Origin of the sequence: Lactiplantibacillus sp. YT640, from assembly GCF_049745435.1 — a bacterium.
Lineage (GTDB): Bacteria > Bacillota > Bacilli > Lactobacillales > Lactobacillaceae > Lactiplantibacillus > Lactiplantibacillus plantarum.
Genome location: NZ_JBMNVY010000024.1, coordinates 21,106 through 45,254, shown reverse-complemented (window position 1 = coordinate 45,254; position 24,149 = coordinate 21,106). Strand labels below are relative to the sequence as shown.

Sequence of the window (24,149 nt, the reverse complement as noted above, 5' to 3'; positions counted from 1 at the left end):
AAGTTGTGGTGACTATATTTTACAAGGACTCAGGCTGTGAGTCTTCTTTTTGATCATTTGTTGCACTTCAATTGTAAATTCGTCCCATAAATAAAACCATGCTCATTTGTCTGTTGAATAAAGTATTGCACCATACTCTCTAACTTAGGGTAAATAATTTTGAGAAATTCACGGTCACCCGTCATCTGGTAATGATTTAGAACACCAATCACCCACAACATGGAATAGTCAACAATTGTATTCATATGTTGCTTAATATCATCTTGCCCACGCAACGCTAATAACGTCCGTTTATCAATATCTTCGTTGAAGAAAGAATATTGATTGATAAAATTAGCTTGGTACGCGTCACCAGCCCAAATCCACCGATCACGTTTGATCCCATCGATAAAGAACAAGTCACTGCAAAGGTTTAACGTTTCCGTCGCTACATTCCAAATTTGATTGATCAACTTATTATCAGAGGTAAAACTGGAGGGATTATTTTTAGGAATATATTCGTGCATAGCAGTTAATTCAATGTCACCTAACTGACAATGAGGCACAAAGACATATCGAAACGCACGTTTACGAACCTTTGTTGTAGCTGTAACGTCCGACTGCTTGTAATAACACATCTCAACATCCCGTGCTTCAGTTTCGGACTCCCCGTAACATAGTGTAACTGGCCCATTCGTTTTGACTGTGACAGTTCCATTCACAGCGCGACCAAAATCATATAAAACGCCACCATCAACTGCTTGTTGTGCTTTGGCCACTACTTTTTCTGTCCGATATTCAATCACATTAGGATCCTGGTTACGGTCAGTGTAGAGAATATCGTGACCAGCGGGTAATGTGGTGACAAAATTGCTAGCTAGCCAACCACTATCAGATTTGATAATCTCACCAACAATATAAATCGTCGGCAATCCCTGAACGTTACCAACAAACACTTGAATATCAGTCGCACCCGCATCACAATTAATCGCATGATTTAAGCGATACTTAGTGCCATTAACATCAACATAGCCCGTTCCTTTGGCGAGTACTGTAAATTGTGTGGATTCTTTTAAATCATAGTGCCGTTTAAAATTAACATTACGGTTGCAATCATCAATATACCAATAGGCAGGCCAACCCATCCCACGTTCTTCACGTTTAAAATTTTGTAACATCCCTTGGTGGATTTCAAAATCACCAGGATACCATAACCAAACAGCCTCTTTTGACATGAGCATTATCCTCCTTGATTTTAAATAAATAAGCCCGGCAATGCCCGGCTTACATTTTTAATTCTTAGTAATATTAATCAGTTTATTCAGAAACCGTTTTCATCGTTGGGTCTTTTAAACCGGTCTTCTTAATAATAGCGACAATGATCACTGCACAGGCACCGAATAGCACCGTACATCCAACCATAATCCATAATAATAGTTGCGGCGAATATCCCATTAATGTTGGCGTTACTAGCGAGAAAGCAGCGGTCAGCACCCGAACTAAGCCATAAGAAAAGCCCATCATCGTTGCCCGTGCATCCACTGGATAGAAAGTCTGACTCCAAATTTTATAAAGAGCCTCACCACATAATACTGTACTACCAGAGTAGAAAATATAAACAACGGTGAAAATCTGCCAGTCATCGCTAAAGATCCCTGCAGTCACAAAGGAAAGCAATGCTACGGCAATACCTAAATACATCACTCGGTAGCGATACCTAGTGTCTGAAACCTTTAAATAGATCAGGTTAACTAACAGACACACAATATTGGCAATTAATGCCACGATTGTCGAATAGGCTTGCGTACGGCCATCAACAGTCACTAAGAAATAGTTAACAAATGACCCCCACGTATTGGCCGGCAAATTCCAAAATAGATAAAAAACAGTTAGTAGAATCATTGGTACTAACAAACCACCTGTTCGCAATAGCTGACCTAATCGATACTTCTTAACCGATTGACCGTTAGATGCACAGTCCACATGTTCATGGTCAACTAAGTCTGTTTCAATCTGTTTAAAACGCTTTGAAAAGACCCGCACGCACCAATTAATAATTGCCACTAATCCAATCCAACCAAATAAGGCTGCCGGGCTTCCCATACCACTGTTAGCAGTTATAAAACCAATAAACTGTGACAACAAAATGCCCATCGTCCAAAAAATCTGAGTTGAAGAAATTGCCCGACCATAAACTTTACTAGACATCCGTTCCGAAATAACCGCCAATGACGTTGGTAAATCAGCACCAGAGGCCAAACCAGCAATCACAACACCAATAATCAATATCGTCGTATTTTGTGCAATCGCAATAATAAACGAGCCAATCGCGACAAAAAAGATATCAGCATTAAACACCGCGACCCGGCCAAATTTATCCGACAGCCAGCCGCCCACAAATGAACCAATTGCAACCGCGACCGTCAGCATAGTACTTAGTAGTCCGACCATCCAGCTATTCAGTGCTAAATATTTTGTCCAGATAGGTAGCGCTACTCCCAGACTAACGAGCAACGCTGCATCCATATAGGAAGCTAGACCAGCAACAATTATTAAGAGTACGTTTGCTTTACTCAGCTTTACTTTTTCGTCAACCATCGCAGACACTCCTCCTAAACGAGGTACTTATTAATCAAGTACACCGGTGTACAGCTCCAAGCATGACAATAACTATTTAAAATGGGACTCCCATACGGCGAATAATCAGGTTGATTAGGATCAAATGCTTCCCAATAAGTATCCGCACCTAGCGTAATCATTTTGCCCCAGTAATCTTTCATTAATTGGACGGCCTCTTGCTTTAAGCCTGCTTCAAATAATGCTTCCGTAATATGGTGATACATATACGGCGTTGCAATACCAGTAATTGGAAACAGTTTCGTGACGGTCGTTTGCATAAGCGCCGTGGTTTGCTCAGGATCCAAAACATGTGCTAGTGTCATCCACACTTGGCTTGCCACATTAACTTCACGCTGATCCCCTGAGACAAATAACCCCGATTGCGAATCAAACAATTGAGTTTTAGCGTACTGGTTTAATTTACGCAGTATCGCTGTATAGGTCTCTAAGCTTGTATCATTAACCAGTTCCGCAAGCGTAATAAATTGTTTTAGCGTATAAATAATAATGGCCTGCCCAGCCGTTTCTTTGTCAAAATCATTTGACCAGTCGATGAAAACCGGATTTTCTTCAGTCAATTTCAATTTACCTTCAGAAGTAACTTGTGCCAACGCCAAATCCATTTGATTTTTAGCAACACGATATAAATCATTCAAAACTGTTTTATCAGAACTAAACGCCTCATAATCAGCCAAAATTGAAATAAAGAATAGACTGTAATCAAACAAGAAGGTGTCATCTGGAACTGCCGTTGGTTTAGTAAAAACATTGGCAGGAATCCGGCCAGCCGTTGTAGGCATCGCACCGAACAAATACAGACACCGCTTGACCAGATCTGTATCTTTGAACGTTGCATAATTGGCCAATGCTTGTAGCCGAAGATCACCAATCCATAATCGCCGATCGCGCTTTGGTCCATCTTCAAAGACATCCTGCATACAATCAGCTAATGTTTTCAAGCCAACCTCATAAATCCGTTGTAATTGTGCATCGGCTAATTCCGGTTGATGAACTGTCGCAGTGTCTACCGCACTTGTCGCCGTGACCACTGGATTGCTAAAAACAGCTCGCCATTTTGGTGACGTATCAACAACTGTGATCTCAGCATAACGAAAACTATAGCGTCGTGGTAACGTCAGCGTGGTTGGCAGCACATCTAAGTGAACAGTTTCTTCTTGAATCCAAGATTTGCTCAACCAACCGTCGTAATCTTCACTCTTGCGTGCTAATTCTGCAGGCATTTCAGCAAACTTAATCTTAAAACATAGTGGTGCATCCATTGGTGAACCAACAGCGTTAATATTAATACTAAATTGACCAACCTGATGATCGCCAAAATCTATGATAATTTGGTCGTCACGTTTCAACTCATAACTTGATAATCGTTCAATAGGTGCAATTTGTTTAACACCCCATCCTTCAAGGTATTGCGTATCACGCTCGAGCGCCACAATCGATGCCGCCTTAACTTGGGTTTCTTTCAGTATTGGCCGATAGCTTGCCGACTTGTCTAATAATGCTTGATTATGCCGAAATTGAACATCATTATTGATTTGAAAAGTAAACGCCATCTCTTCCACTCGCTTTCTAAATACTTTGTTTAAAAGTTATTAATACCATGTTTCTTTTCCAATCGCATCATTGTCAGCCCTGCTACAAAGCTAATAAAGACAATGGCAGCGAACCCAAACATCGTGTTACGAATTGCTGATGGCACAACTAACGCAGGTGTAATTAAGGCAAATAGGCCACAACATACCCGTGAAAAGCCATTAATAAATCCTTGAACTGATGCCCGAACTTCAACTGGAAATGCTTCCTGTGTCCAAACTTTATACATCGCTTCACCAGCAATATTATTCCCAATGTTGTAACAGCCAATCGTGATGACAATTGGCCATAACGAATGACTACTCATTGCTAGTCCGAGCATTGCCAAAAATTGAACGGTAATCCCAACTAAGAAGAACTTATTACGATACTTACCCCCAGCGACTGATGCAAAAGCCATGGTTGCCAACAACGAGATAAAGTTTAGGACTATCCCAGCACCAGTTGCGAAACTTTGACTCGCATGTGCTTGAACCAGCGTAAACGTTTGAAACTGTCCGAACGTATTGGCCAGTAGATTCCAGCAAACATAGAAGATTAAAATACTGAAGAAGAATGCCATAAAGCGTCCCTTGTTGGCACCAGCGAAGACCGTCTTAATCGAGACCTTCTCTGTTGTCTGTGAAGCTGCTTCGCGATCAATACGCCGTTGTTCACCTTCTTCATGAAATGCTCGAAACTTAGTTGAAAAAGTCCGCCATGCCCAAGTAATCAAGGCAAAAATTGCTAAAATCGAAAAAACAATCCGAGCACCGGAAGCACCGGCCATTTTAGAAACAATAAAGGCACAAACATAAGACATGAAAACCCCAATTTGCCAGAAGATCTGCGTCGACGATACTAAACTAGCCGAGGTCTTATCATCCGGTGCATCATGCGAAACTACGGTTAAACTAATTGGTAAATCAGCACCCGAAGCTAACCCGGTAATGATGACGCCAATCAAAAGCATGATATAATTATTCGAGAAAACACAGATCAAGGCGCCAATCGCATAAATCAGGTTTAACCAATTAAACGATTTAACCAGACCAAAAGATTTTGTTATCTGTCCTGCTAATAAGGATCCAATTGCAATTGCAAAAGTTAGTGCACCTGAAATAATACCAACTTGACTGTTAGTAAGACCTAGTCCGTTCTGCCACACTGTAATAGTCGCGGATAAGCCAACGATAATTCCTGATCCTAGAATGGAACCAATTCCTGCAGCTACTGCTAATGGCCGATATTTTTTCACCATTGAAGTTGACGTCTCGCCGTTATTCATATGAAGAACCTCCCTTTATTTATACGAATATTGTAAGCGATTACTGTAAGGGGTACCATATCTCAACTACATGAATGATCGTGCAAAATCACAGGTTGTACTAAACGATAAATATTAAAGAAGGTTAGTATTAATGACTAGTAAATTTCTCAATTACGAATTATTTGCTCTGACACCGGTTGAGCTAAAGCAACGCCAATCACATGGTAACGTTAACTACATGGACTTAGACTATGTGAATAATCCGATTCCCCAGATGCCCCGCTCAGATTTTTTTAAGCACGGTGATATTGCTGTTACCAAAAATAATCGCTTTTCCTATGTTCCAGCTCACACGCATAGCTTTATTGAGCTTAATTATATGTATGCTGGCACTTGTACTCAGTATATTAATGGCGAAAAAGTGACCCTCCATCAGCACAACCTAATTTTGATGGATAAAGACATTGTTCAGCAAATTGAATCAACGGGCAGTAATGATATTTTGATTAACATCTTGCTCAAGAATGACTCAACGATGAACCAACTTTTCGACTATATTGCCGTTTCAACCAATGAAATCACTCAATTTTTATATAATGCATCCCACATCAATACGTTGCACAACAACTTTATTCTGTTTGACTTAACACACCAAGAAGTTGCCATCAATTTAGTTGAAAGTTTAATTATCAAGGGCCTTACAAAGAGCCGCCAACGTAATAAATCAATGGGCCTGCTGCTATCTACATTAATTCTTGAATTATCGCAATCGATTGAGCAAGAATACATTAACTTTTCTGACAATACGGACGACAATCTTTTGCCAATCATTCAGTACATCAATCAGAATTTCGCCAGCGTGACATTACGTGATGTCAGCGCCAAGTTCTCTTATAATACGAATTATCTGGGTAACAAATTAAAAGAAGCGACGGGCAAGACCTTTAAAGAACTTGTTGACCGCCGCCGAATTTCTGCTGCCCAAAATCTGATGATCAAAACTAACTGTACACTCGCTGACATTTGCGACATCATCGGATATCAAAACACCTCATCACTCTTTCGTCTGTTTAAAAAATACCTAAAGACCACCCCATCCGAATATAAACGAAAAGTTAGTGGCCCACTCAAGCAGTAAAATTGACCGCTGCGACAAACGTCATATATCTCACTAAGCTAAAACAACAAGTGCACTTGTTGTTTTAATTTAAGACCATTCTTAGTATCACGACTAACAATAATTGATCTATTTGGTTAGTACTTCCAGGAACACCTGTGCCATCATCTCAGCATCATCTTGAATTGACGCTTGCATGTAAGCATCCTGCTGTGCCTGGGTATAGTTGATGTCAAAACCATGCTGCCAAGCCAAAACCTCAGTAAACAGCCGCGTCGTGCGGCCATTACCTTCCCGAAACGGATGAAACATGTTGATTTCGGTGACAACTTGCCCTAACGCCTGTGCAACTTGTTCCCGGTCATCCGGTAACAGCGCAAAATTATCGAGTTGGCGTTGAATATCTATCTCAGCATTACCAAATAAAGCCACCGGGTGAAAAAACGTCACTACGCCATTCGCGGTCTTGTTGAAATCAACTTCGCGATAGTGACCGGCCCAGTCGTAAATTTCACCGAGCAAAAACCCATTGATCAATTTTAGCTCTCCAATTTGACGTCCTGTCAATTGATGAGAGTCTGGCAGAAGATAGTGATTGCGGGATAATTGCTGTTGCCGTTGCGTACTCACTTTGTACTCAATTTTCTGCAAAGTAGCCGCTTCAGTAATGCCTAAGCGATTTTTCAAAGTACCGTTTGGTTGTAGGTAGTCCGCCCATACCTTTCTCATTCGGCTTTACGATTGGTCGAAGTACGTATTCTTGCTAGCATCTCTTGTGCGCTAATCGGGCCTTCGTCATAGAAACGACGAGCGTCTTGAACATCTTCCTTAGTCGGCTCAAAACCCTCATACATATTGCTGATAATTGCATTCATGGTCGCCCGGTATTCCTCTTGATTCCGAAACTGCACACCCATGATGGTGAACTTCTGATCATCGTGTTCTAAATACATAATCGTATTCTCCTCCTCGAGGTTTGTCAGTGCGGTATACACCGCATCGTCCGTAGCCAAAATCTGAATCAAACGTACCGCGGTGCCACTTGGTTGGTAGTCCGCTTGTTCCCAGTGCTGTACCGTTCTAACCGATGTGTTGAGTAACTTTGCCAGCTTTGCCTGACTAATTTGGTAATGTTGCCGAATCTCCTTAAGGATTGTGGCAGTTGTTTTCATTTTCATCACCTCACTCACAATTATACCCTTGAAGGGTACAATTGTCGTTATTATGGCCTCACACCTTAGCAAAACAGACCAACTAATCAGAAAGTAGTAGCATGACCAATCAACCCATTCACGTGCGCTATTCAATACCAACCAGTGCCCATCAAAGTCATGCACCACTTTTTAACAATCGGGTGGCACATTAATTAATTACGATATTTCTGCCAAATTTCACGAACACTCGATGATTTCATTTGGTGCTTTCACGTTCTACCAACGTCGTTCCCAGTTCAATACGCTGGGCTGCTTGACGATCATCTTGGAATCGGCTCACCAACAAATCGATGGCCGTCTTTCCCATCAGTTCAGTCTCAACATTGACCGAGCTAATCTCTGGATACACATATTCGGTCAGCGTCGTGTTATTGAAACTAAACAACTTGACCCGCTGTGGCACAGCAATATCAGCTTGCTGTAACGCTTTGAGCGCACCGGCTGCCATCGGATCATTAGCGATAAAGAAAGCGTGTGGTAAGCGGTCACCTAACATTTCAATGGCCCGTTTCATCATCAGATAACCAGATTGACTAGTGTAATCACCAGCTAATACATACTCAGCATGATAGGCATGATGCCGCTGCAACGCCTGTTCAAAGCTTTGCTGACGTTGATTGGGAATCTCCACCTGCTGATCAGTGGACCACTCTTTGCCATAAATCATACCGATATCTCGGATACCACGCCGCCAAAAATAATCAACGACGCGGTTAGTAGCAAACGTAAAATCAGTCACCACACTGCTGAATCCCTGAGCAAAGTGATCGTCATCAACAAAAACAAGCTGGCTTGACAAACGACTCAACTGTTGTACTTGGACAGGGCTAAATTTTCCCACCGCCACGATTGCATCAATATCATCGCCAACCTGATCTAAATTATTCTGGAAGATACTAGTCGTCGTAAAACCACACACTTGAGCTTGATGCTCAATTCCTTTACGAATCGCTAAATAATATAAGTCATCATGTTCTTGAATCTTAGAGTACCACTGAATCACAGCGATATTTTTCCGCATTAGCGCCTTTATATGCTGACGTTTACGCTTACTGTACCGCAGCTCGCCAGCAATCGTAAACACGCGCTTGCGTGTCTGCTCGCTCACTGATAGTGTCTTGTCATAATTTAAGACCCGCGATACCGTCGCCAATGAGACATCTGCTCGTTGCGCAATATCTTTTAACGTTACGGCCATCGTCATTCCTCTTTTCTCTTAATTAATTAGCACTGAATAACAAACGTGGGGCAACTGGGCGTGACACTATTCACCAATCATGACTCATCGGTAAATCGCGTCTGCAACACCCCGTTGCCCCACGTCTTCATTTGATTAACAACTTAATCGTGCATTGCTGCGACAAAACGATCAAAGGCTGCCTCACCAGCGTCATCCCACTTAAAGACCCCAGCATCGGCCAGGACCCGGGCAAAGACGTTGCCGACCGCCGTATCAATGACAGTCGTCACATTGTCAGCGGTGATGGTATTAGTGGCCTTCAATTGATCAGCCCATGCTTGATGCATTGCGACCATTTGATTAGGCTGATCCAACAAGTATTTGCCGACTTCAGCTAATTCGGTCTTCAACCGGGCTGGTAAAATGGCCCGGCCCATCACTTCAATCAAGCCAATATTTTCCTTCTTGATATGTTGAACATCCTGATGTGGATGGAAGATGCCATCTGGAAATTCAGCAGACGTCTGATTATCACGCAAAACGATATCTAATACGTAGTCATCGCCAACTTTGCGTGCAATCGGTGTCGTTGTGTGATGACGTGTGCCATCCGTATAAGCACGAACATCCACACTCTCGTCCGAATAATTCTTCCACGTCTCATGAATCTTCACAGCGGCATCCGTTAATGCAACCAAGTCCTGACTCGTCAGCCGAATCGTCGACATTGGCCATTTAACAATCCCAGCCTTAACACCCGCGATACCTAAGTCAATCGTGCGTGCAATTGGCGCTTTCATCATTGGAAATTCGTGCCGACCACCTTGGTAATGCTCGTGTGACAGCATTGAACCACCAACAATTGGCAAGTCCGCATTACTGCCCACAAAGTAATGTGGAAATTGCTGAACAATTTCAAGTAAGTTGGTAAAAGTTTGCCGGTTAATGACCATTGGCCGGTGCTCTTGATCCAAGAAAATCGAGTGTTCATTAAAGTAAGCATATGGAGAATATTGGAAACCCCAAGTATTGCCACCAAGTGTTAACCGAATAATTCGGTGATTGCTCCGTGCTGGGTAACCGAGCCGGCCTAGATAGCCTTCATTCTGCATACATAGTTGGCAAAGTGGATAGCCATCTTGCGGTTGGTTACGCGCTGCCGCAATCGCTTTAGGATCCTTTTCAGGCTTTGATAAGTTGATGGTAATCTCTAAGTCACCAAATGGCGTTTTTGCTGGAAAGACCACGTTTTTCGCAATGGCCCGCGTCTTGATATAATCATTAGCTTTGCTTAAGTTAAAGAAATAGTCGGTTGCCGTTTGCGGACTAACCTGATACTTATCCCAAAAACGTTGGTTTAATACGGATGGTAACGGGGTCACAAGATCCATCAATTGATCCGCTAAGATATCTTCATCCGATTGGGTCGCTTCGATCTTGCCATTTTGAATCGCCGTTTTAACCAAGGCATCGGTTAAACTTGTTAATTGGTCATCGCTTGCCGCAATCGGATCACCCTCGCCGACCAAACCAAGAACCCGGTTATGCACATAGATTCGATCTAATTCAGTATATTGCGAAGGCGACGCGATCACCGCCGTGACAAATTGATCCAAACTCGTCATTATGCTTGGCCTCCCCGATCATCATAGCCGGCCGGATGACTTTCTTTCCAAGTCCAAGCCGTCTTGATAATTTCTTTCACATCATCATACTGAGGTGTCCAACCTAAAACAGTACGTGCCTTGTCGCTAGCTGCAACCAATGTGCTTGGATCACCAGCGCGGCGTGGTGCCATGATTGCTGGAATTGGCTTACCAGTGACTTCACGAGCAGCGTCCAACATTTGTTTGTTGGAGAAGCCCGTTGAAGAACCCAAGTTAAACGCATCACTATCGTGCCCCTGCTTTAGGTATTCCAAGGCTAAGATATGTGCATCAGCTAAATCGACAACGTGAACATAGTCCCGAACATTGGTCCCGTCTGGAGTGGGATAGTCGTCACCGAAGATTTGTAATTGATCCCGTTCACCAGCAGCTACTTGTAAAATAATTGGGACGAGATGCGTTTCTGGTGCGTGATCTTCGCCGATGCTGCCGTCAGGCTTAGCCCCCGCCACGTTAAAGTAACGTAAGGCCACGAATTTAATCCCGTAAGCCACATCTGACCAGTGCATGATCTTTTCCATCGCTAATTTACTTTCACCGTATGGGTTAGTTGGCACTTGTGGGTCCGATTCCTTGATTGGCACCTGCTTAGGTTCACCATAAGTTGCTGCGGTCGATGAGAAGACGATTTTCTTCACATCGTGCTTAGCCATCACTTCGAGCAACTTAACCATCCCTGCCGTGTTGTTATCAAAGTACTTGAGCGGATCCTTCATCGATTCAGGAACAACTGAGAAAGCTGCAAAATGAATGACACCTTCAACGTTTTCTTGGTCAAACACGGTATTCATGAACGCCGTATCCCGGACATCACCTTCATAAAAACGCGCGTGTTCATTGACCGCTGCCCGGTGCCCCGTGACCAAGTTATCAACAACCGCCACGTCATACCCCTTTGCAACCAACCGATCAACTGCGTGTGAACCGATGTAGCCGGCACCACCTAAAACTAAAACTGCCATTCTAATTCCTCCTCAATATTTCTCAATGCTTACTGCTAATTTGTATTTTAAATCAATTCTTTTATTAAAGTTCCTTAGGGCCGTCTGCGATTTCAGCAATGTAGAAATCAGCGTCGTAACCAATCGTGTCGCGATAAACTTTACCGACGTTTTCCTTAAAGGCATCGACTTGGTCCTTATCAACGATGGCAATACCACAGCCACCAAAGCCAGCACCAGTCATCCGCGCACCAAGCACGCCTGGTTGTTTCCAAGCTGTTTCGGCCAACGTATCCAATTCTTTCCCAGTCACTTCATAGTCAAAGTGTAGTGAAACGTGGGAAGCCGTCACTAATTCGCCAAAGGTCGTTAAATCATCGTCAGCCAAGGCCTTAGTTGCGCGAATGGCCCGTTGATTTTCGAAAACGGCATGCCGGGCACGTTTGATTAAGGTTTCATCATTGATTAAGTAGGCCGCTTCGTCAAACTGGTCGTTAGTTAAATCGCCAAGTGATTTGATGTCTAACTTAGTTTGTAATCGGCGTAATGCTTCTTCACATTCGGAGCGGCGTTCATTATATTTTGAATCCGCCAATTCGCGCCGTTTGTTCGTATTCATGATAACGATTACGTTGTTGCCTAACTTTACGGGTGCATAAGAATAGTCCATGGTGTTGGTATCAAGTAAAATTGCTTGGTCCTTTTTACCCATTCCAACAGCAAATTGATCCATGATCCCGGAGTTAACACCAACATAGTTGTTTTCGCACTTTTGACCAATCTTAACAAGATCTAATTGGCTAATACCGAGATTAAAACCAGTGTTTAACATGATTCCAGTTAATAACTCAATTGACGCAGATGATGATAATCCAGCACCATCAGGCATGTTGCCATGGACGTAGAAATCAAAACCATGATCGAATTTAACGCCGGTCTTCGCGATTTCGTCCATCATTCCCTTAGGATAATTTGTCCAACCAGCGGCTTTGTCATATGAAAGGTCGTTGACATCAAACGTGACGATCCCAGCATCTGGAATATTAGCTGAGTACATCCGCACTGTCGTATCTGTCCGGGGTGCATAAACACCATATGTCCCGATTGTAATCGCACATGGGAAAACATGGCCCCCGTTATAATCAGTATGTTCACCGATCAAGTTGATTCGACCAGGTGAGAAAAAGACCCGTTCTGGCTTGGTATCAAAGGCTTCGGTAAACTCCTGTTTTAAGTCGCTAGTATTCATGAAAAATCCCTCCGTAAATAGTTTTACTAAAATTTTATTAGTTTGACTATAATGCTTTTTTTGATTGTTGTCAACACCCCATAAGGCCTTTAGAACAAGATTTGGTAACGCTTTACAAATTTATCACGTTATCGATTCAAATTCTTCTTATCGCCCGTTGTCGTTGTCAGTAGTTGTTGTCATTTAGTTAAAATTTAACTAAAACGACATATACAAATTTAATATTTTGTTTTATGATAATTGTAAGCGTTTTATTTATGTAACTTTGAAAGGAGCTTCCTCATGCAAGCTAATCTTCAATGGTTAGATGACCCAGAAGTCTTCCGGGTCAACCAATTACCTGCACATAGTGATCACCATTATTATCACGACACAGCAGAATTCAAAACGGGTAGTCGCTTCATCAAGAGTCTCAATGGCGCTTGGCGTTTTAACTTCGCCAAGACACCGGCTGAACGCCCAGTTGATTTTTATCAACCCGATTTCGATGCAACCGACTTTGATACGATTCAGGTTCCCGGTCATATTGAACTAGCCGGCTATGGTCAAATTCAATACATTAACACGCTATACCCATGGGAAGGTAAAATTTACCGTCGCCCACCGTATACCCTCAATCAAGATCAATTAACACCAGGCCTATTCAGTGACGCTGCGGACAACACCGTCGGCTCGTACCTCAAAACCTTCGATCTCGACGATGCTTTTAAAGGGCAACGTATTATCATTCAGTTCCAAGGGGTAGAAGAAGCCCTGTACGTCTGGTTAAATGGCCATTTTATTGGCTACGCTGAAGATAGTTTCACCCCTTCTGAATTTGATTTGACGCCGTATATTCAGGACCAAGGTAACGTTTTAGCGGTTCGGGTCTACAAACGCAGTACTGCTGCCTTTATTGAAGACCAAGATATGTTCCGTTTCTCTGGTATTTTCCGTGACGTCAATATACTGGCGGAGCCTGCTAGCCATATTACTGATTTGGACATCCGACCAGTTCCAAATGCCAATCTCAAAAGTGGTGAGCTCAACATCACTACTAAAGTAACCGGCGAACCAGCCACTTTAGCGCTGACCGTTAAAGACCATGACGGGCGAGTACTGACGAGTCAAACGCAAACCGGTAGTGGCAGTGTAACCTTTGATACCATGTTATTCGACCAACTGCACTTGTGGTCACCACAAACGCCGTATCTCTATCAATTGACAATTGAAGTTTACGATGCTGATCACCAACTCTTGGAAGTCGTCCCATATCAGTTTGGGTTCCGGACGGTCGAGCTGCGCGATGACAAAGTCATTTACGTCAACAATAAACGGTTGGTGATCAACGGGGTTAACCGGCACGAATGGAACGCCCACACCGGTCGCGTTATCAGTATGGCTGATATGCGCGCTGATATCCAAACCATGTTAGCTAACAATATCAATGCCGATCGGACCTGCCATTATCCTGATCAATTACCTTGGTATCAATTATGTGACGAGGCCGGTATCTACCTAATGGCCGAAAACAACCTCGAATCGCACGGGTCATGGCAAAAGATAGGGGCTATCGAGCCTTCTTACAATGTTCCTGGCGATAATCCACACTGGTTAGCAGCGGTGATCGACCGGGCCCGTTCAAACTACGAATGGTTTAAAAACCACCCATCGATCATTTTTTGGTCACTTGGCAATGAATCGTATGCTGGCGAAGATATCGCGGCGATGCAGGCTTTTTATAAAGAACACGATGATTCACGACTCGTCCACTACGAAGGTGTTGTCCACACACCAGAATTAAAAGATCGCATTTCTGATGTTGAAAGTCGGATGTACGAAAAACCCCAAAATATTGTAGCTTACTTGGAAGATAACCCAACCAAACCTTTCCTAGATTGTGAATATATGCATGACATGGGGAATTCTCTGGGCGGTATGCAATCATATAATGATTTGATCGACAAGTATCCGATGTATCAAGGTGGCTTTATTTGGGACTTTATTGATCAAGCCCTCTTCGTTCATGACCCAATTACCGACCAAGACGTGCTCCGGTATGGCGGTGATTTCGACGAACGCCACTCCGATTATGAATTCTCCGGTGACGGCTTAATGTTTGCTGACCGGACGCCAAAACCAGCAATGCAAGAGGTGAAATATTATTATGGCTTACACAAATAATCAACTACACGTTATTTACGGCGACGGGAGTTTAGGACTACAGGGGGCTAATTTCCACTACCTCTTTAGCTACGAACGTGGCGGACTTGAATCACTCGTCGTCAACGATAAAGAATGGCTCTATCGTACACCCACGCCCATCTTTTGGCGGGCGACAACCGATAATGATCACGGTAGCGGCTTTTCAGTCAAATCCGCACAGTGGTACGCGGCCGATAAGTTCTCAACTTGTCAAGATATCGAATTGACGGTTGACGACCAACCAGTCACACCGTTACCAATCGCGCCACTCAATAACAAATACACGGATCACGAAATCGCCACGAAAGTCTCACTGGCTTACCACTTCGTTACCACGACCGTTCCTAGTACCATCGTCACAGTGACTTATACGGTGACAGCAGACGGTCAGATCAATATCGCCACCCATTATAGCGGTCAGTCTGATTTGCCAGAGCTACCCGCATTTGGTCTGCGGTTTATCATACCAACTACCGCGACCGGCTTCGACTATACCGGTTTGTCCGGTGAGACTTATCCTGACCGGCTGGCCGGCGCAACGCACGGGCGATTCCACGTTGACAGTCTGCCAGTCACACCATACTTGGTCCCACAAGAATGCGGCATGCACATGCAAACTGAACAAGTGACAGTAACGCGATCAACAACACAAAATAACGCTGACCACGACAACACACCGTTCAGTTTGACATTTAGCCAAGCCGATGCACCATTCGCCTTCAGCTGCCTTCCCTATACCGCCGCTGAACTAGAAAACGCAACGCACATGGAAGAATTACCATTAGCACGGCGAACGGTCTTATCAATCTACGGTGCCGTTCGTGGGGTCGGTGGCATTGATAGTTGGGGAACAGACGTAGAATCCCCATATCATATCCCCGCTGATCAAGACATTGACTTCAGCTTTAATATTCATTTCTAAAAGTTATTTTGATTTCAAAAGAACGCTCCGGCGAGTTATTTGCCAGAGCGTTCTTTTAGATTAACGATGATTAAGTTTTAATATGTTTAATGGCTGAGCTTAGTCCTTAGCCTTGAAGTAATGTACCTGCGCCGTAAAGTCACTAGTTTGAACGGGAGTCGTGTAGAGTCCTAGTTGCATCAATTCATCGCCACCGTACATTTTGTTTGTGTCGGTCTCAACGTAGGTCTGCTGAGGGTCTAATCCCGCTAACTTCGTAATATGCGGTTCTGGTTGAACTGCACCTAAAATAACGAAGGTGAACAGCAAGGCTTCTTTCTGATCCGGACTAACAAACATCCACGCCACCGTATTAGATTCAAACGGGCTCTCTAATCGATAAAAGGTCCCGTATTGAACTAACTCACGGTGCTGCTTATAGAAGGCAACCTGTCTTTTAACGGCCTGCTTGTCCGCATCACTTAGTTGGGCCGCGTCCAGTTCATAGCCCAAGGTACCACTCATTGCCACAGCACCACGCATCTTCATCGACGTCGACCGTCCTAACAATTCATCCGGGCTCGTCCCAACATGGGCGGTAATTGCAGAAATTGGATAAACGAGTGAAGTCCCATATTGAATTTTGAGCCGTTCAATCGGGTCATTATTATCTGATGGCCAACTCTGTGGCATATAATACATTAAACCAGCATCGAAGCGGCCACCACCGCCAGAGCAGCCTTCAAATAAGATCTGTGGATAGCGTTTTGTTAAACGCTCCATCAAGTCATATACACCTAAGATAAAGCGGTGGCTAGTCTCACCTTCATGAGTTGAATCGCTATGTGGCGAATAGACTTCCGTTAAATTGCGGTTCATATCCCACTTGATATAATCAATGGGCACCTTATCAAGAACTGCGGTCATTTGTTCAAAAATATTGTCGACAACATCCGGCTGGCTGAAATCAAGCACGTATTCGTTCCGCGATAACGTTCGGCCACGATCTGGTACGCCTAACACCCAATCAGGATGGGCCCGATAAAGATCGGAATCGGCTGAAATATTTTCTGGCTCGAACCAAAGTCCGAACCGCATCCCTTTATCATGGGTCCGTTTGCTAATATCCGCTAAGCCTCCTGGTAACTTGTTCCGATTAACAAACCAGTCACCTAGCGAACTATTATCATCATTTCGATGACCGAACCAACCGTCATCCAGCACAAACATTTCGATACCCAGTGGTGCTGCAGCATCCAAGATTGATTGAATCTTGTCCGCATCAAAGTCAAAGTAAGTGGCTTCCCAATTGTTGATCAAGATCGGCCGGAGATCGTGCTTGTAACGACTGCGCGCCACGCGATCACGCAATAAATCATGGTAGGTTTGCGACATACCATTAAGCCCCGTCGTCGAGTATACCATTGCAACCTCGGGCGTTTGGAAACTATCACCGGCCGCCAATCGCCAGTCGAAGTTATATTCATTGATTCCCATAGTCAAGCGTGTCTGACCAATTGGGTCCCGTTCTAAACTAATCTGGTGGTTACCTGAATAAATTAGCAATGCACCAAGGACATTGCCTTGAAATTCATTAGTATTCGGATCAGCTAGCGCCACAAAAGGATTCATATGATGAGAACTAGCACCCCGGCGACTTTCAAACTGAGTTACACCTCGATGGAGCCGTTCACGACTAAGCTGGCGCTCACGCGCATAGCTTCCAGGTAACGAAATGGCATCTAATGGTTGGGTTGGCAGGTCCATCTGCATCGAAGCCACTTTTTCTAAGTCGACAGCTTGCTCACTGTGATTAATCAACCGGGCGCTACGCGTGATAACTGGCCGATCCCGATAAATCGTGTAGGCTAATTCGAGTGTCACGCCTAATGTGGCATCTCGCAACGTCACAATCAAAGTTTGGGCTTCATCCTCATCTTCGACATAAGTTTGTGGCAAGCCCTTAAGTTCCGGCTTACCGGCTTCCATCCGGCAGTCTTGATAACGAAAATCAACTGTTCGAGCACCATTGGCCGCGCGAATAATCGCGGCGGGTTGCCGATAATCACCGGTATTATTGCCACCGTATTCCTGTGGCAAATCATCCTTGGAATAGCTTCGATCAGTCGTATTCGGTAAATTTCCTGAGAACCCCCGATCAATCCGGGGATACTGACGCTCGCCATGATAACCCCGAACCCGTGGGCCAAAGTACAAGTGGGCCAACACGTTGCCTGTCTCCACACCTAGAATATACGAGATTTGATCGTTATGCAGGTGAAAGACAAGTTGTTCTTCATCAATGTCAATTAAAGTTTGCTGCAACGTTACTGCCATAGTAAAATCTTCCCTTCGCTATTAGCTTTTTCTATTTCAGTTCACAAAAAGAGCTATTAATGGCTCGCGTCATTAATAGCTCTCCTCGTAAAGAAACTATGCTTGATCCGGTAAGCCGACATTCGATAATTGTAAGACATCTTCATCATCTTGTACGGTGGTTCCTGAATCTTTAAGATACGTAAATTCGGGCATATCTTTATAGTTTGTAATAACGACCATAACGGTATCATCCAAGCCAGCCTTTTCAATTGCTGGTTGCCAGAATTCAATTAATTCTTGCCCTTGTGTGACATGGTCGCCCTTCTCAACGTACTGAACAAATCCAGTCCCACGCATCTTAACGGTACCAATCCCAATATGAATTAGCGTTAAAATACCGGTATCAGAACGTAATCCGATTGCATGGCGAGTCGGGAAGGTTGCAACAACTTCACCATCAAATGGTGCGACAACGCGACCATCCGTTGGTTTAATGGCGAAACCTTTACCCATACTACCGTTTGCGAAGGATTCGTCAGCAACATCTTTCAAACTGATCAGTTCCCCGGCAACAGGATCTTGATAAACCGTCGTCTTGGCATCGGCTTCTGCTTCAACTTCAGCAGGAATTTCATCGGTTTCCAAGTGAGTTGACCATGTTTTTTCAAGTTCATCAACGATTTGTGCATGCATCTTTTCATCCAACTTAACCTTCTTGAAGAAGATGAATGTCCCAATCAAAATCATAGCAGCAGGTACACCGAACATCATTAACTTGAAGATGGCAGCGCCATGGCTAGTCACATCACCAGCAGTGGCACCAGCTGTCATCCCAGCCCAAACAGCAGTTAAACCAACGACACCGTTAGAAATCGCACCGCCTAATTTATCAAGTAAAGGCCGAACGGATAAGGTTAAAGATTCGTCACGATGACCAAACTTCAACTGCCCATATTCAACAGAATCACTCAAAACCATCAAAACAACTAAGAAAATTAATGGTTGTGGAATGTAGAATAATACGGCCGCTGTTAAGATCATTGGTAATGACTGACCAGCAAAGGCAAACATGATCAGTGAAATCATCATAATAACAACTGCTAAGAAGAACACTTTACGACGACTAAACTTCTTTGCTAATGGTGGGAAGGCCAATACGGCAAAAATCCCAATAATCGCATTTAGCGAACCTAATAGTGTAAACTTCGAGGCGTCACCCAAAATATAGGTGAAGTAGTAAAGTTCTAGTGAGTTCGTAATGGCAATCCCTGCCGTGTAGATCCCATACATCAATGATAACCACATCAATTGATCGTTACGGGCTAACACTTTGAAGACTTCCTTGAAGCTAGTCTTTTCAGTGTTCTTACGCAATTCAGAATCATTTTCTTTGGTTCCAAGTGCAACAACTAAGGCAGAAATCAAAGCGATTGCGGCAATAATGATCCCAAATGCCATCCAACCACGGTTGTCACCTTGACCACTGTTAGACTTAACAGAAAACATTAAGACGATTGGCATAACGATAACCCCAACGATGTTGGCACCAATGTTAGAGCCAACCCGGGCGTATGTCGCCGTCTTTTCACGTTCTGCTGAGTCAAATGAGATTGCTGGAATCATTGACCAAAAACCAACATCTTTAAACGAATAGAAAATATCCATTGTAATGTATAAAATTGCAAAAATAATTAAATATAGAATGGGGTTTGAGGTATTTAATCCGCCTAAACTCGTGAATAAAAGTGCTAAAACGACGGAACCTATAATCCCACCAATGACAATCCATGGTTTAAAGTGGCCCCACCGAGAATTAGTATTATCAATGGCATTCCCGATCAAAGGATCAATTGCTAGTTCCACGAACCGCAAACCTGCAATAATCATGGTGATCCAAGCAATCATTTGTGTTCCTTGAGCCCCACTACTCTTATCGAACAAGTGGGAGGTCACAAACATAATAAAATAAGTTGATAAAGTGGCATAGAAGGCATCGTGCCCAAACGCCCCAAACGAATAAGCAAGTCGCGATGTTATTTTACGACCTTTACTCTGCTTTGTCTCTGCATCCATAATCTCGCCTCACATCTTCCTTGAATAATTTACAAGTTTAAATGTAATCGTTTTCAGAAGTAATGTCAATGATTTTTAGTAAAATTTGTTCAAAAGTTTTATCTATACCGCTTTTGATTAGGACCTGCTAATGCGCCTATCGACACTGATTGCCCGCTTTCCAAGGGCTTAAGCAGTATAGTACTCATTATCTTACCAATGATCATCGTTTTACTAATCACGGTATTAATCAGATGCTCGGGACTTTGTTAACTAAATTAAACATTGTTTACTCATACGTTTACAAAAAAGGCGCCAGGCAGAACTCGCCTGACACCTCAACTAGTATTAATTTAACCGTTCATATTGGTACCGAATCGTATGCGTCACTGGTGCTCCTGGACGTAACACAATATCACCAAAATCTGGATGATTGATTGCATCAGGAAGTGTCTGGGCTTCCGTCGCTAACGCATTATATTGATGCGCGTCTTCCTTATCAGCATCAAACGGATTAGCCGTGAAGATAATAAGACTATTGCGATCTGAATAAATTTTTACTTGGCGCTTATCATCAGTATCCCCAACGATAGCAATTGGTTCTGCCGCACTTGGGGCAACTTCATACGCATCGTCAAATTCAATGCCACCATTCTCAGTCTTCAGCTGGTCTAATGCCTTTTCAACTGGTTGTGCCTGGTTAAAGTCATACGCTGTGCCTTTAACTGCTAATTTCTTACCAGTTGGGACTTTTTCATCATCAAATTCCAAGTGAGCTGCACTCGTAATCTGTAATTTTTGTTGGGCCAAACTGGTCCGATCATCAGTTGTGTTCCAATAAACGTGATTAGTTGGATTAAAGAGGGTTGCTGCATCAGTATCACCGGTAAATGCAATGGATACTTGATCCTGATTATCTAATGTAAACTTGATAGCGACATCCATATTTCCCGGGTAATTATCATCACTGGCGTTGATATGCTTCTTCAAAGTCACACTGACACTATCATTGGTTTGGCTAAAAGCACCTTCAAAGTTCAGCGTGTTAAAACCATGATTCCCGCCGTGTAGCGAATGGGTTTGTTCGTTCATATCAACTTGATAGGATTGATCATCGATTTTGAACTTAGCGCCGCCAATCCGGCCAGCAACCCGACCAATTGATTGACATAGGCAGTATCCCACTCGTTGATAGTCAGTCATGTTATCAAGGCCCCAAATCAAGGGATGTTCAACGCCGTCTTCATTGACGACGAATTCTTGCCACGTCCCACCATAACTAAGGACCGAGATACGAGTTTGATGGTCATTGACCAGCGTATAACGCATTACATCTTGACCATCTAGTTGGTCAAACACCGTTTTTTTAGTTTCCAAAATCATGCACCTCCGTGTTATTTAAACCGCTTTCATTTAGAAGTATACCAGAATTTCTTGAAGTTGAGTAAAACTTTTAGTTAAAATACTAAAAGAACGATCTGGTTTCTATCCCAGATCGCCCTTCACTACTTGGAACTTGCTCGCTCAACCAGATTAGTACCCAGCTCAACCCGTTGTGTCGTTGTTCGCCCTGCTAGTCGACTGATGACCAAATTAACTGCGGTCGCCCCCATTAACTCAGTATCTACGTTAACTGCGCTTAATTCGGGATAAACGAATGTCGCCAGCGAAGTATTGTTAAAGCTAAATAGCTTCACTCGTTCTGGCACCTGGATGCCACTAGCTTGCAACGCTTTAAGCGCACCTGCCGCCATCGGATCATTTGCCACAAAAAAGGCTCCTGGTAGTTGATCTCCCAACTTACGAATGGCTTTTTGCATCATTTTAAACCCAGATTCACTAGTATAATCGCCCTTAAAAACGAACTTAGGATCAAACGCATGCCGTCGTTCCATCGCGGCCCGAAAACCTAGCATGCGTCGATCAACTACCGCTAACTGATGGTCGGTTGTCATTTCTTGACCGTGAATAAAGCCAATATGATGAAAGTTGCGTTGCCAAAAATAATCGACAACTTTTTCTGTGGCCAACCGAAAATCAGTAATGACACTATCAAAACCAGCATCAAACTGATCATCATCTACGAATACTAAGTTGTCAGTTACTGATGCCAAGTCCTTGACTTGTGGCTCGCTGAACTTTCCAACTGCAATCACTGCATCTACGTCTGGTCCCAATTCTTGTAAATTATTTTGGAAGATCCGAGTCACTTCAAACTGATTATCTTGTCCACGACGTTCAATCCCCATCCGGACTGACATATAATACAAATCATCTTGTTCCTTAGATTCCGAATACCATTGAACAATAGCAAGTCGCTTACGCGCCGTCGTGACAGTATGCCGTTTATTTTTTGAATACTGTAATGCTTCTGCTGCATCTAGAATTCGTTGGCGCGTTGTATCACTAACAGACAATGACTGATCTTTGTTTAACACGCGCGATACAGTTGCCAATGATACGCCAACTTTATTTGCAATATCTTTTAGCGTCGCCGCCATGAATTGGCCCCCTTAAATTCAAACTAATTCTTACTACCATCTAAAGTCGCTATCGCATGATTTATTTGCAAATTATTTTAATTTTCAAGTATTGCGCCGAACTTCAACGCATAATCGTGATAACTATCATGTAAAACTTTATCATTAATTGTGAAAATTGGCGAATTTAAACACTAATTTATTTAGTAAAGGCCCCCCTGTGCGTGCAAATCTGCAAAATTATGTTATTATTAACTTAACTATTAGGTACAGAAAGGGCCATATCCTCGGATATGGCCCTTTCTTTTGCGGCTCTATAACATTGACTATAGCGAATTGTGCAAACGCTATGATCGACCAGCATTCCAATCAATTGCCGGTTGTTCGGTAAGAATCTGTTCAATCGTTGCTAATTCTGATTCACTAAATTTCAACTTTTCCAATGCAGCAACGTTATTAACCACCTGCTCTGGCCGGCTAGCACCAATCAAGACACTTGCTAAGGCTGGCTGACGTAGGTTCCAAGCCAAAGCCATTTGAGCTAAGCTTTGCTCCCGTTGTTGCGCGACTTCATTTAAGCGCTTTACCGTAGCTAGTGTCTGTTCTACCTGGACTGGACTCAAAAATGGAATTGTTTGCTTATTGGCCCGTGAATCTGTCGTGATTCCGTGCAGATACTTGTCCGTCAATAACCCCTGTGATAGTGAGCTAAAGCCAACCGCCGCCTTATGAGTTGCTTGTAGAACGGGGAACAAGTCCTGTTCCACCTGTCGATTAAACATATTATAGCGTGGTTGGTGAATAATGTATGGGGTTCCTAATGATTCAAATATCTTGGTCATAGCAGCCGTCTGCTTGCCATTATAATTTGAAATGCCTACATACAATGTCTTACCCTGCCGTACTAGCTGATCAAGCGCAGTGGCCGTCTCCTCCATTGGTGTTTCAGGATCAGGACGGTGACTATAAAAAATATCAAAGTAGTCTAAACCAGTTCGCTGCAGACTCTGATCAGCACTGGCAATAATACTTTTTCGTGACCCCCAATTGCCGTATGGTCCCGGCCACATCACATAGCCCGCTTTACTAGCAATGACCATTTCGTCACGGTATGGCCGCATATCGGTAGCCATAATACGACCAAAATTAGTTTCTGCACTGCCGGGCTCCGGGCCATAGTTATTGGCTAAGTCGTAGTAGGTAATTCCCAAATCAAAAGCTTGATGAATGATTGCCTTTTGATTAGCGATCGGATCAACGCTTCCAAAATTATTCCAAAGACCTAGCCCGATTGCTGACAGCTTCAAACCACTATTGCCTACTCGATTATAAATCATATGGTCATAGCGCTTCTGGCTTGCTTGATACATATTAAACACCCTCTCGT

The 24,149-nt window shown here is 43.4% G+C and carries 17 protein-coding genes and 1 pseudogene; 3 read left to right on the top strand and 15 right to left on the bottom strand.

The annotated features are described in order from the left end of the window. Window positions 1-83: 83 nt before the first annotated feature. From ACOV1R_RS12560 to ACOV1R_RS12545, 4 genes and pseudogenes are all read right to left on the bottom strand, one after another. Window positions 84-1,220 (bottom strand): annotated as a pseudogene (locus tag ACOV1R_RS12560) (alpha-rhamnosidase); the annotation flags it as partial. 76 nt (window positions 1,221-1,296) lie between these two features. Continuing rightward, window positions 1,297-2,577: an MFS transporter gene (locus tag ACOV1R_RS12555; RefSeq protein ID WP_021357537.1), complete on the bottom strand. Its 1,281-nt coding sequence runs from the start codon at window positions 2,575-2,577 to the stop codon at window positions 1,297-1,299. Between the two features lie 14 nt (window positions 2,578-2,591). Further along, on the bottom strand, window positions 2,592-4,169 hold the full coding sequence (locus ACOV1R_RS12550; RefSeq protein ID WP_016511053.1) for a family 78 glycoside hydrolase catalytic domain: 1,578 nt from the start codon (window positions 4,167-4,169) through the stop codon (window positions 2,592-2,594). Window positions 4,170-4,198: 29 nt separating this feature from the next. Further along, the gene (locus tag ACOV1R_RS12545) at window positions 4,199-5,476 is read right to left on the bottom strand and encodes an MFS transporter (RefSeq protein WP_003643054.1); all 1,278 of its coding nucleotides are present in this window, start codon (window positions 5,474-5,476) and stop codon (window positions 4,199-4,201) included. 235 nt (window positions 5,477-5,711) lie between these two features. On the opposite strand from ACOV1R_RS12545, the gene ACOV1R_RS12540 reads away from it, so the two are divergent. After that, complete coding sequence (locus ACOV1R_RS12540) at window positions 5,712-6,596, top strand: AraC family transcriptional regulator (RefSeq protein ID WP_223843861.1); 885 nt, start codon at window positions 5,712-5,714, stop codon at window positions 6,594-6,596. Window positions 6,597-6,704: 108 nt separating this feature from the next. Here the strand turns inward: ACOV1R_RS12540 and ACOV1R_RS12535 are convergent, their stop codons facing one another. From ACOV1R_RS12535 to ACOV1R_RS12510, 6 genes are all read right to left on the bottom strand, one after another. Then, window positions 6,705-7,304, bottom strand: a complete 600-nt coding sequence (locus ACOV1R_RS12535; protein WP_016511054.1) for a Fic/DOC family protein — start codon at window positions 7,302-7,304, stop codon at window positions 6,705-6,707. Next, window positions 7,301-7,747, bottom strand: a complete 447-nt coding sequence (locus ACOV1R_RS12530; RefSeq protein WP_016511055.1) for a helix-turn-helix domain-containing protein — start codon at window positions 7,745-7,747, stop codon at window positions 7,301-7,303. Before ACOV1R_RS12530 ends, ACOV1R_RS12535 begins: the two co-directional genes overlap by 4 nt. A 238-nt stretch (window positions 7,748-7,985) precedes the next feature. Next, window positions 7,986-8,993 carry a LacI family DNA-binding transcriptional regulator gene (locus ACOV1R_RS12525; RefSeq protein WP_072536239.1) on the bottom strand — a complete coding sequence of 336 codons (1,008 nt, stop codon included), beginning with the start codon at window positions 8,991-8,993 and terminating at the stop codon, window positions 7,986-7,988. Between the two features lie 137 nt (window positions 8,994-9,130). Then, window positions 9,131-10,594 carry a UDP-glucose--hexose-1-phosphate uridylyltransferase gene (locus ACOV1R_RS12520; RefSeq protein ID WP_003643059.1) on the bottom strand — a complete coding sequence of 488 codons (1,464 nt, stop codon included), beginning with the start codon at window positions 10,592-10,594 and terminating at the stop codon, window positions 9,131-9,133. Continuing rightward, entirely contained in the window at window positions 10,594-11,598 is a 1,005-nt protein-coding gene (galE, locus tag ACOV1R_RS12515; RefSeq protein WP_016511056.1) for a UDP-glucose 4-epimerase GalE, read from the bottom strand. The genes ACOV1R_RS12520 and galE overlap by 1 nt, the downstream gene beginning before the upstream one ends. 64 nt (window positions 11,599-11,662) lie before the next feature. Then, on the bottom strand, window positions 11,663-12,826 hold the full coding sequence (locus ACOV1R_RS12510) for a galactokinase (protein ID WP_003643061.1): 1,164 nt from the start codon (window positions 12,824-12,826) through the stop codon (window positions 11,663-11,665). A 282-nt stretch (window positions 12,827-13,108) separates the two neighbouring features. Here ACOV1R_RS12510 and ACOV1R_RS12505 point away from each other — a divergent pair, with 282 nt between their 5' ends. Together ACOV1R_RS12505 and ACOV1R_RS12500 are read left to right on the top strand one after the other, a co-directional pair. Continuing rightward, entirely contained in the window at window positions 13,109-14,989 is a 1,881-nt protein-coding gene (locus ACOV1R_RS12505) for a glycoside hydrolase family 2 TIM barrel-domain containing protein (protein ID WP_015379541.1), read from the top strand. Further along, a complete protein-coding gene (locus ACOV1R_RS12500) occupies window positions 14,973-15,932 on the top strand; it encodes a beta-galactosidase small subunit (protein WP_011102183.1) in 960 nt (319 codons plus the stop codon). The genes ACOV1R_RS12505 and ACOV1R_RS12500 overlap by 17 nt, the downstream gene beginning before the upstream one ends. A gap of 99 nt (window positions 15,933-16,031) precedes the next feature. Here ACOV1R_RS12500 and ACOV1R_RS12495 read toward each other — a convergent pair whose 3' ends face one another. The 5 genes from ACOV1R_RS12495 to ACOV1R_RS12475 form a co-directional block, all read right to left on the bottom strand. Continuing rightward, window positions 16,032-18,248 carry an alpha-galactosidase gene (locus ACOV1R_RS12495; RefSeq protein ID WP_011102184.1) on the bottom strand — a complete coding sequence of 739 codons (2,217 nt, stop codon included), beginning with the start codon at window positions 18,246-18,248 and terminating at the stop codon, window positions 16,032-16,034. A gap of 96 nt (window positions 18,249-18,344) precedes the next feature. Then, window positions 18,345-20,303, bottom strand: a complete 1,959-nt coding sequence (locus ACOV1R_RS12490; protein WP_027822209.1) for a glycoside-pentoside-hexuronide (GPH):cation symporter — start codon at window positions 20,301-20,303, stop codon at window positions 18,345-18,347. Window positions 20,304-20,630: 327 nt separating this feature from the next. Continuing rightward, a complete protein-coding gene (locus tag ACOV1R_RS12485) occupies window positions 20,631-21,665 on the bottom strand; it encodes an aldose epimerase family protein (RefSeq protein ID WP_003643066.1) in 1,035 nt (344 codons plus the stop codon). Window positions 21,666-21,787: 122 nt separating this feature from the next. Further along, window positions 21,788-22,783 (bottom strand): LacI family DNA-binding transcriptional regulator, encoded by a 996-nt coding sequence (locus tag ACOV1R_RS12480; RefSeq protein ID WP_003643067.1) that lies wholly within the window; start codon window positions 22,781-22,783, stop codon window positions 21,788-21,790. Between the two features lie 326 nt (window positions 22,784-23,109). Beyond that, a complete protein-coding gene (locus tag ACOV1R_RS12475) occupies window positions 23,110-24,132 on the bottom strand; it encodes an aldo/keto reductase (RefSeq protein ID WP_003643068.1) in 1,023 nt (340 codons plus the stop codon). Window positions 24,133-24,149 lie beyond the last annotated feature (17 nt).

Excerpts from the sequence above, each read along its gene's own strand:
- ACOV1R_RS12555 (WP_021357537.1), bottom strand. The coding sequence starts at position 2,577 with ATGGTTGACGAAAAAGTAAAGCTGAGTAAAGCAAACGTACTCTTAATA.
- ACOV1R_RS12550 (WP_016511053.1), bottom strand. The coding sequence starts at position 4,169 with ATGGCGTTTACTTTTCAAATCAATAATGATGTTCAATTTCGGCATAAT.
- ACOV1R_RS12545 (WP_003643054.1), bottom strand. The coding sequence starts at position 5,476 with ATGAATAACGGCGAGACGTCAACTTCAATGGTGAAAAAATATCGGCCA.
- ACOV1R_RS12535 (WP_016511054.1), bottom strand. The coding sequence starts at position 7,304 with ATGAGAAAGGTATGGGCGGACTACCTACAACCAAACGGTACTTTGAAA.
- ACOV1R_RS12530 (WP_016511055.1), bottom strand. The coding sequence starts at position 7,747 with ATGAAAACAACTGCCACAATCCTTAAGGAGATTCGGCAACATTACCAA.
- ACOV1R_RS12525 (WP_072536239.1), bottom strand. The coding sequence starts at position 8,993 with ATGACGATGGCCGTAACGTTAAAAGATATTGCGCAACGAGCAGATGTC.
- ACOV1R_RS12520 (WP_003643059.1), bottom strand. The coding sequence starts at position 10,594 with ATGACGAGTTTGGATCAATTTGTCACGGCGGTGATCGCGTCGCCTTCG.
- galE (WP_016511056.1), bottom strand. The coding sequence starts at position 11,598 with ATGGCAGTTTTAGTTTTAGGTGGTGCCGGCTACATCGGTTCACACGCA.
- ACOV1R_RS12510 (WP_003643061.1), bottom strand. The coding sequence starts at position 12,826 with ATGAATACTAGCGACTTAAAACAGGAGTTTACCGAAGCCTTTGATACC.
- ACOV1R_RS12505 (WP_015379541.1), top strand. The coding sequence starts at position 13,109 with ATGCAAGCTAATCTTCAATGGTTAGATGACCCAGAAGTCTTCCGGGTC.
- ACOV1R_RS12500 (WP_011102183.1), top strand. The coding sequence starts at position 14,973 with ATGGCTTACACAAATAATCAACTACACGTTATTTACGGCGACGGGAGT.
- ACOV1R_RS12495 (WP_011102184.1), bottom strand. The coding sequence starts at position 18,248 with ATGGCAGTAACGTTGCAGCAAACTTTAATTGACATTGATGAAGAACAA.
- ACOV1R_RS12490 (WP_027822209.1), bottom strand. The coding sequence starts at position 20,303 with ATGGATGCAGAGACAAAGCAGAGTAAAGGTCGTAAAATAACATCGCGA.
- ACOV1R_RS12485 (WP_003643066.1), bottom strand. The coding sequence starts at position 21,665 with ATGATTTTGGAAACTAAAAAAACGGTGTTTGACCAACTAGATGGTCAA.
- ACOV1R_RS12480 (WP_003643067.1), bottom strand. The coding sequence starts at position 22,783 with ATGGCGGCGACGCTAAAAGATATTGCAAATAAAGTTGGCGTATCATTG.
- ACOV1R_RS12475 (WP_003643068.1), bottom strand. The coding sequence starts at position 24,132 with ATGTATCAAGCAAGCCAGAAGCGCTATGACCATATGATTTATAATCGA.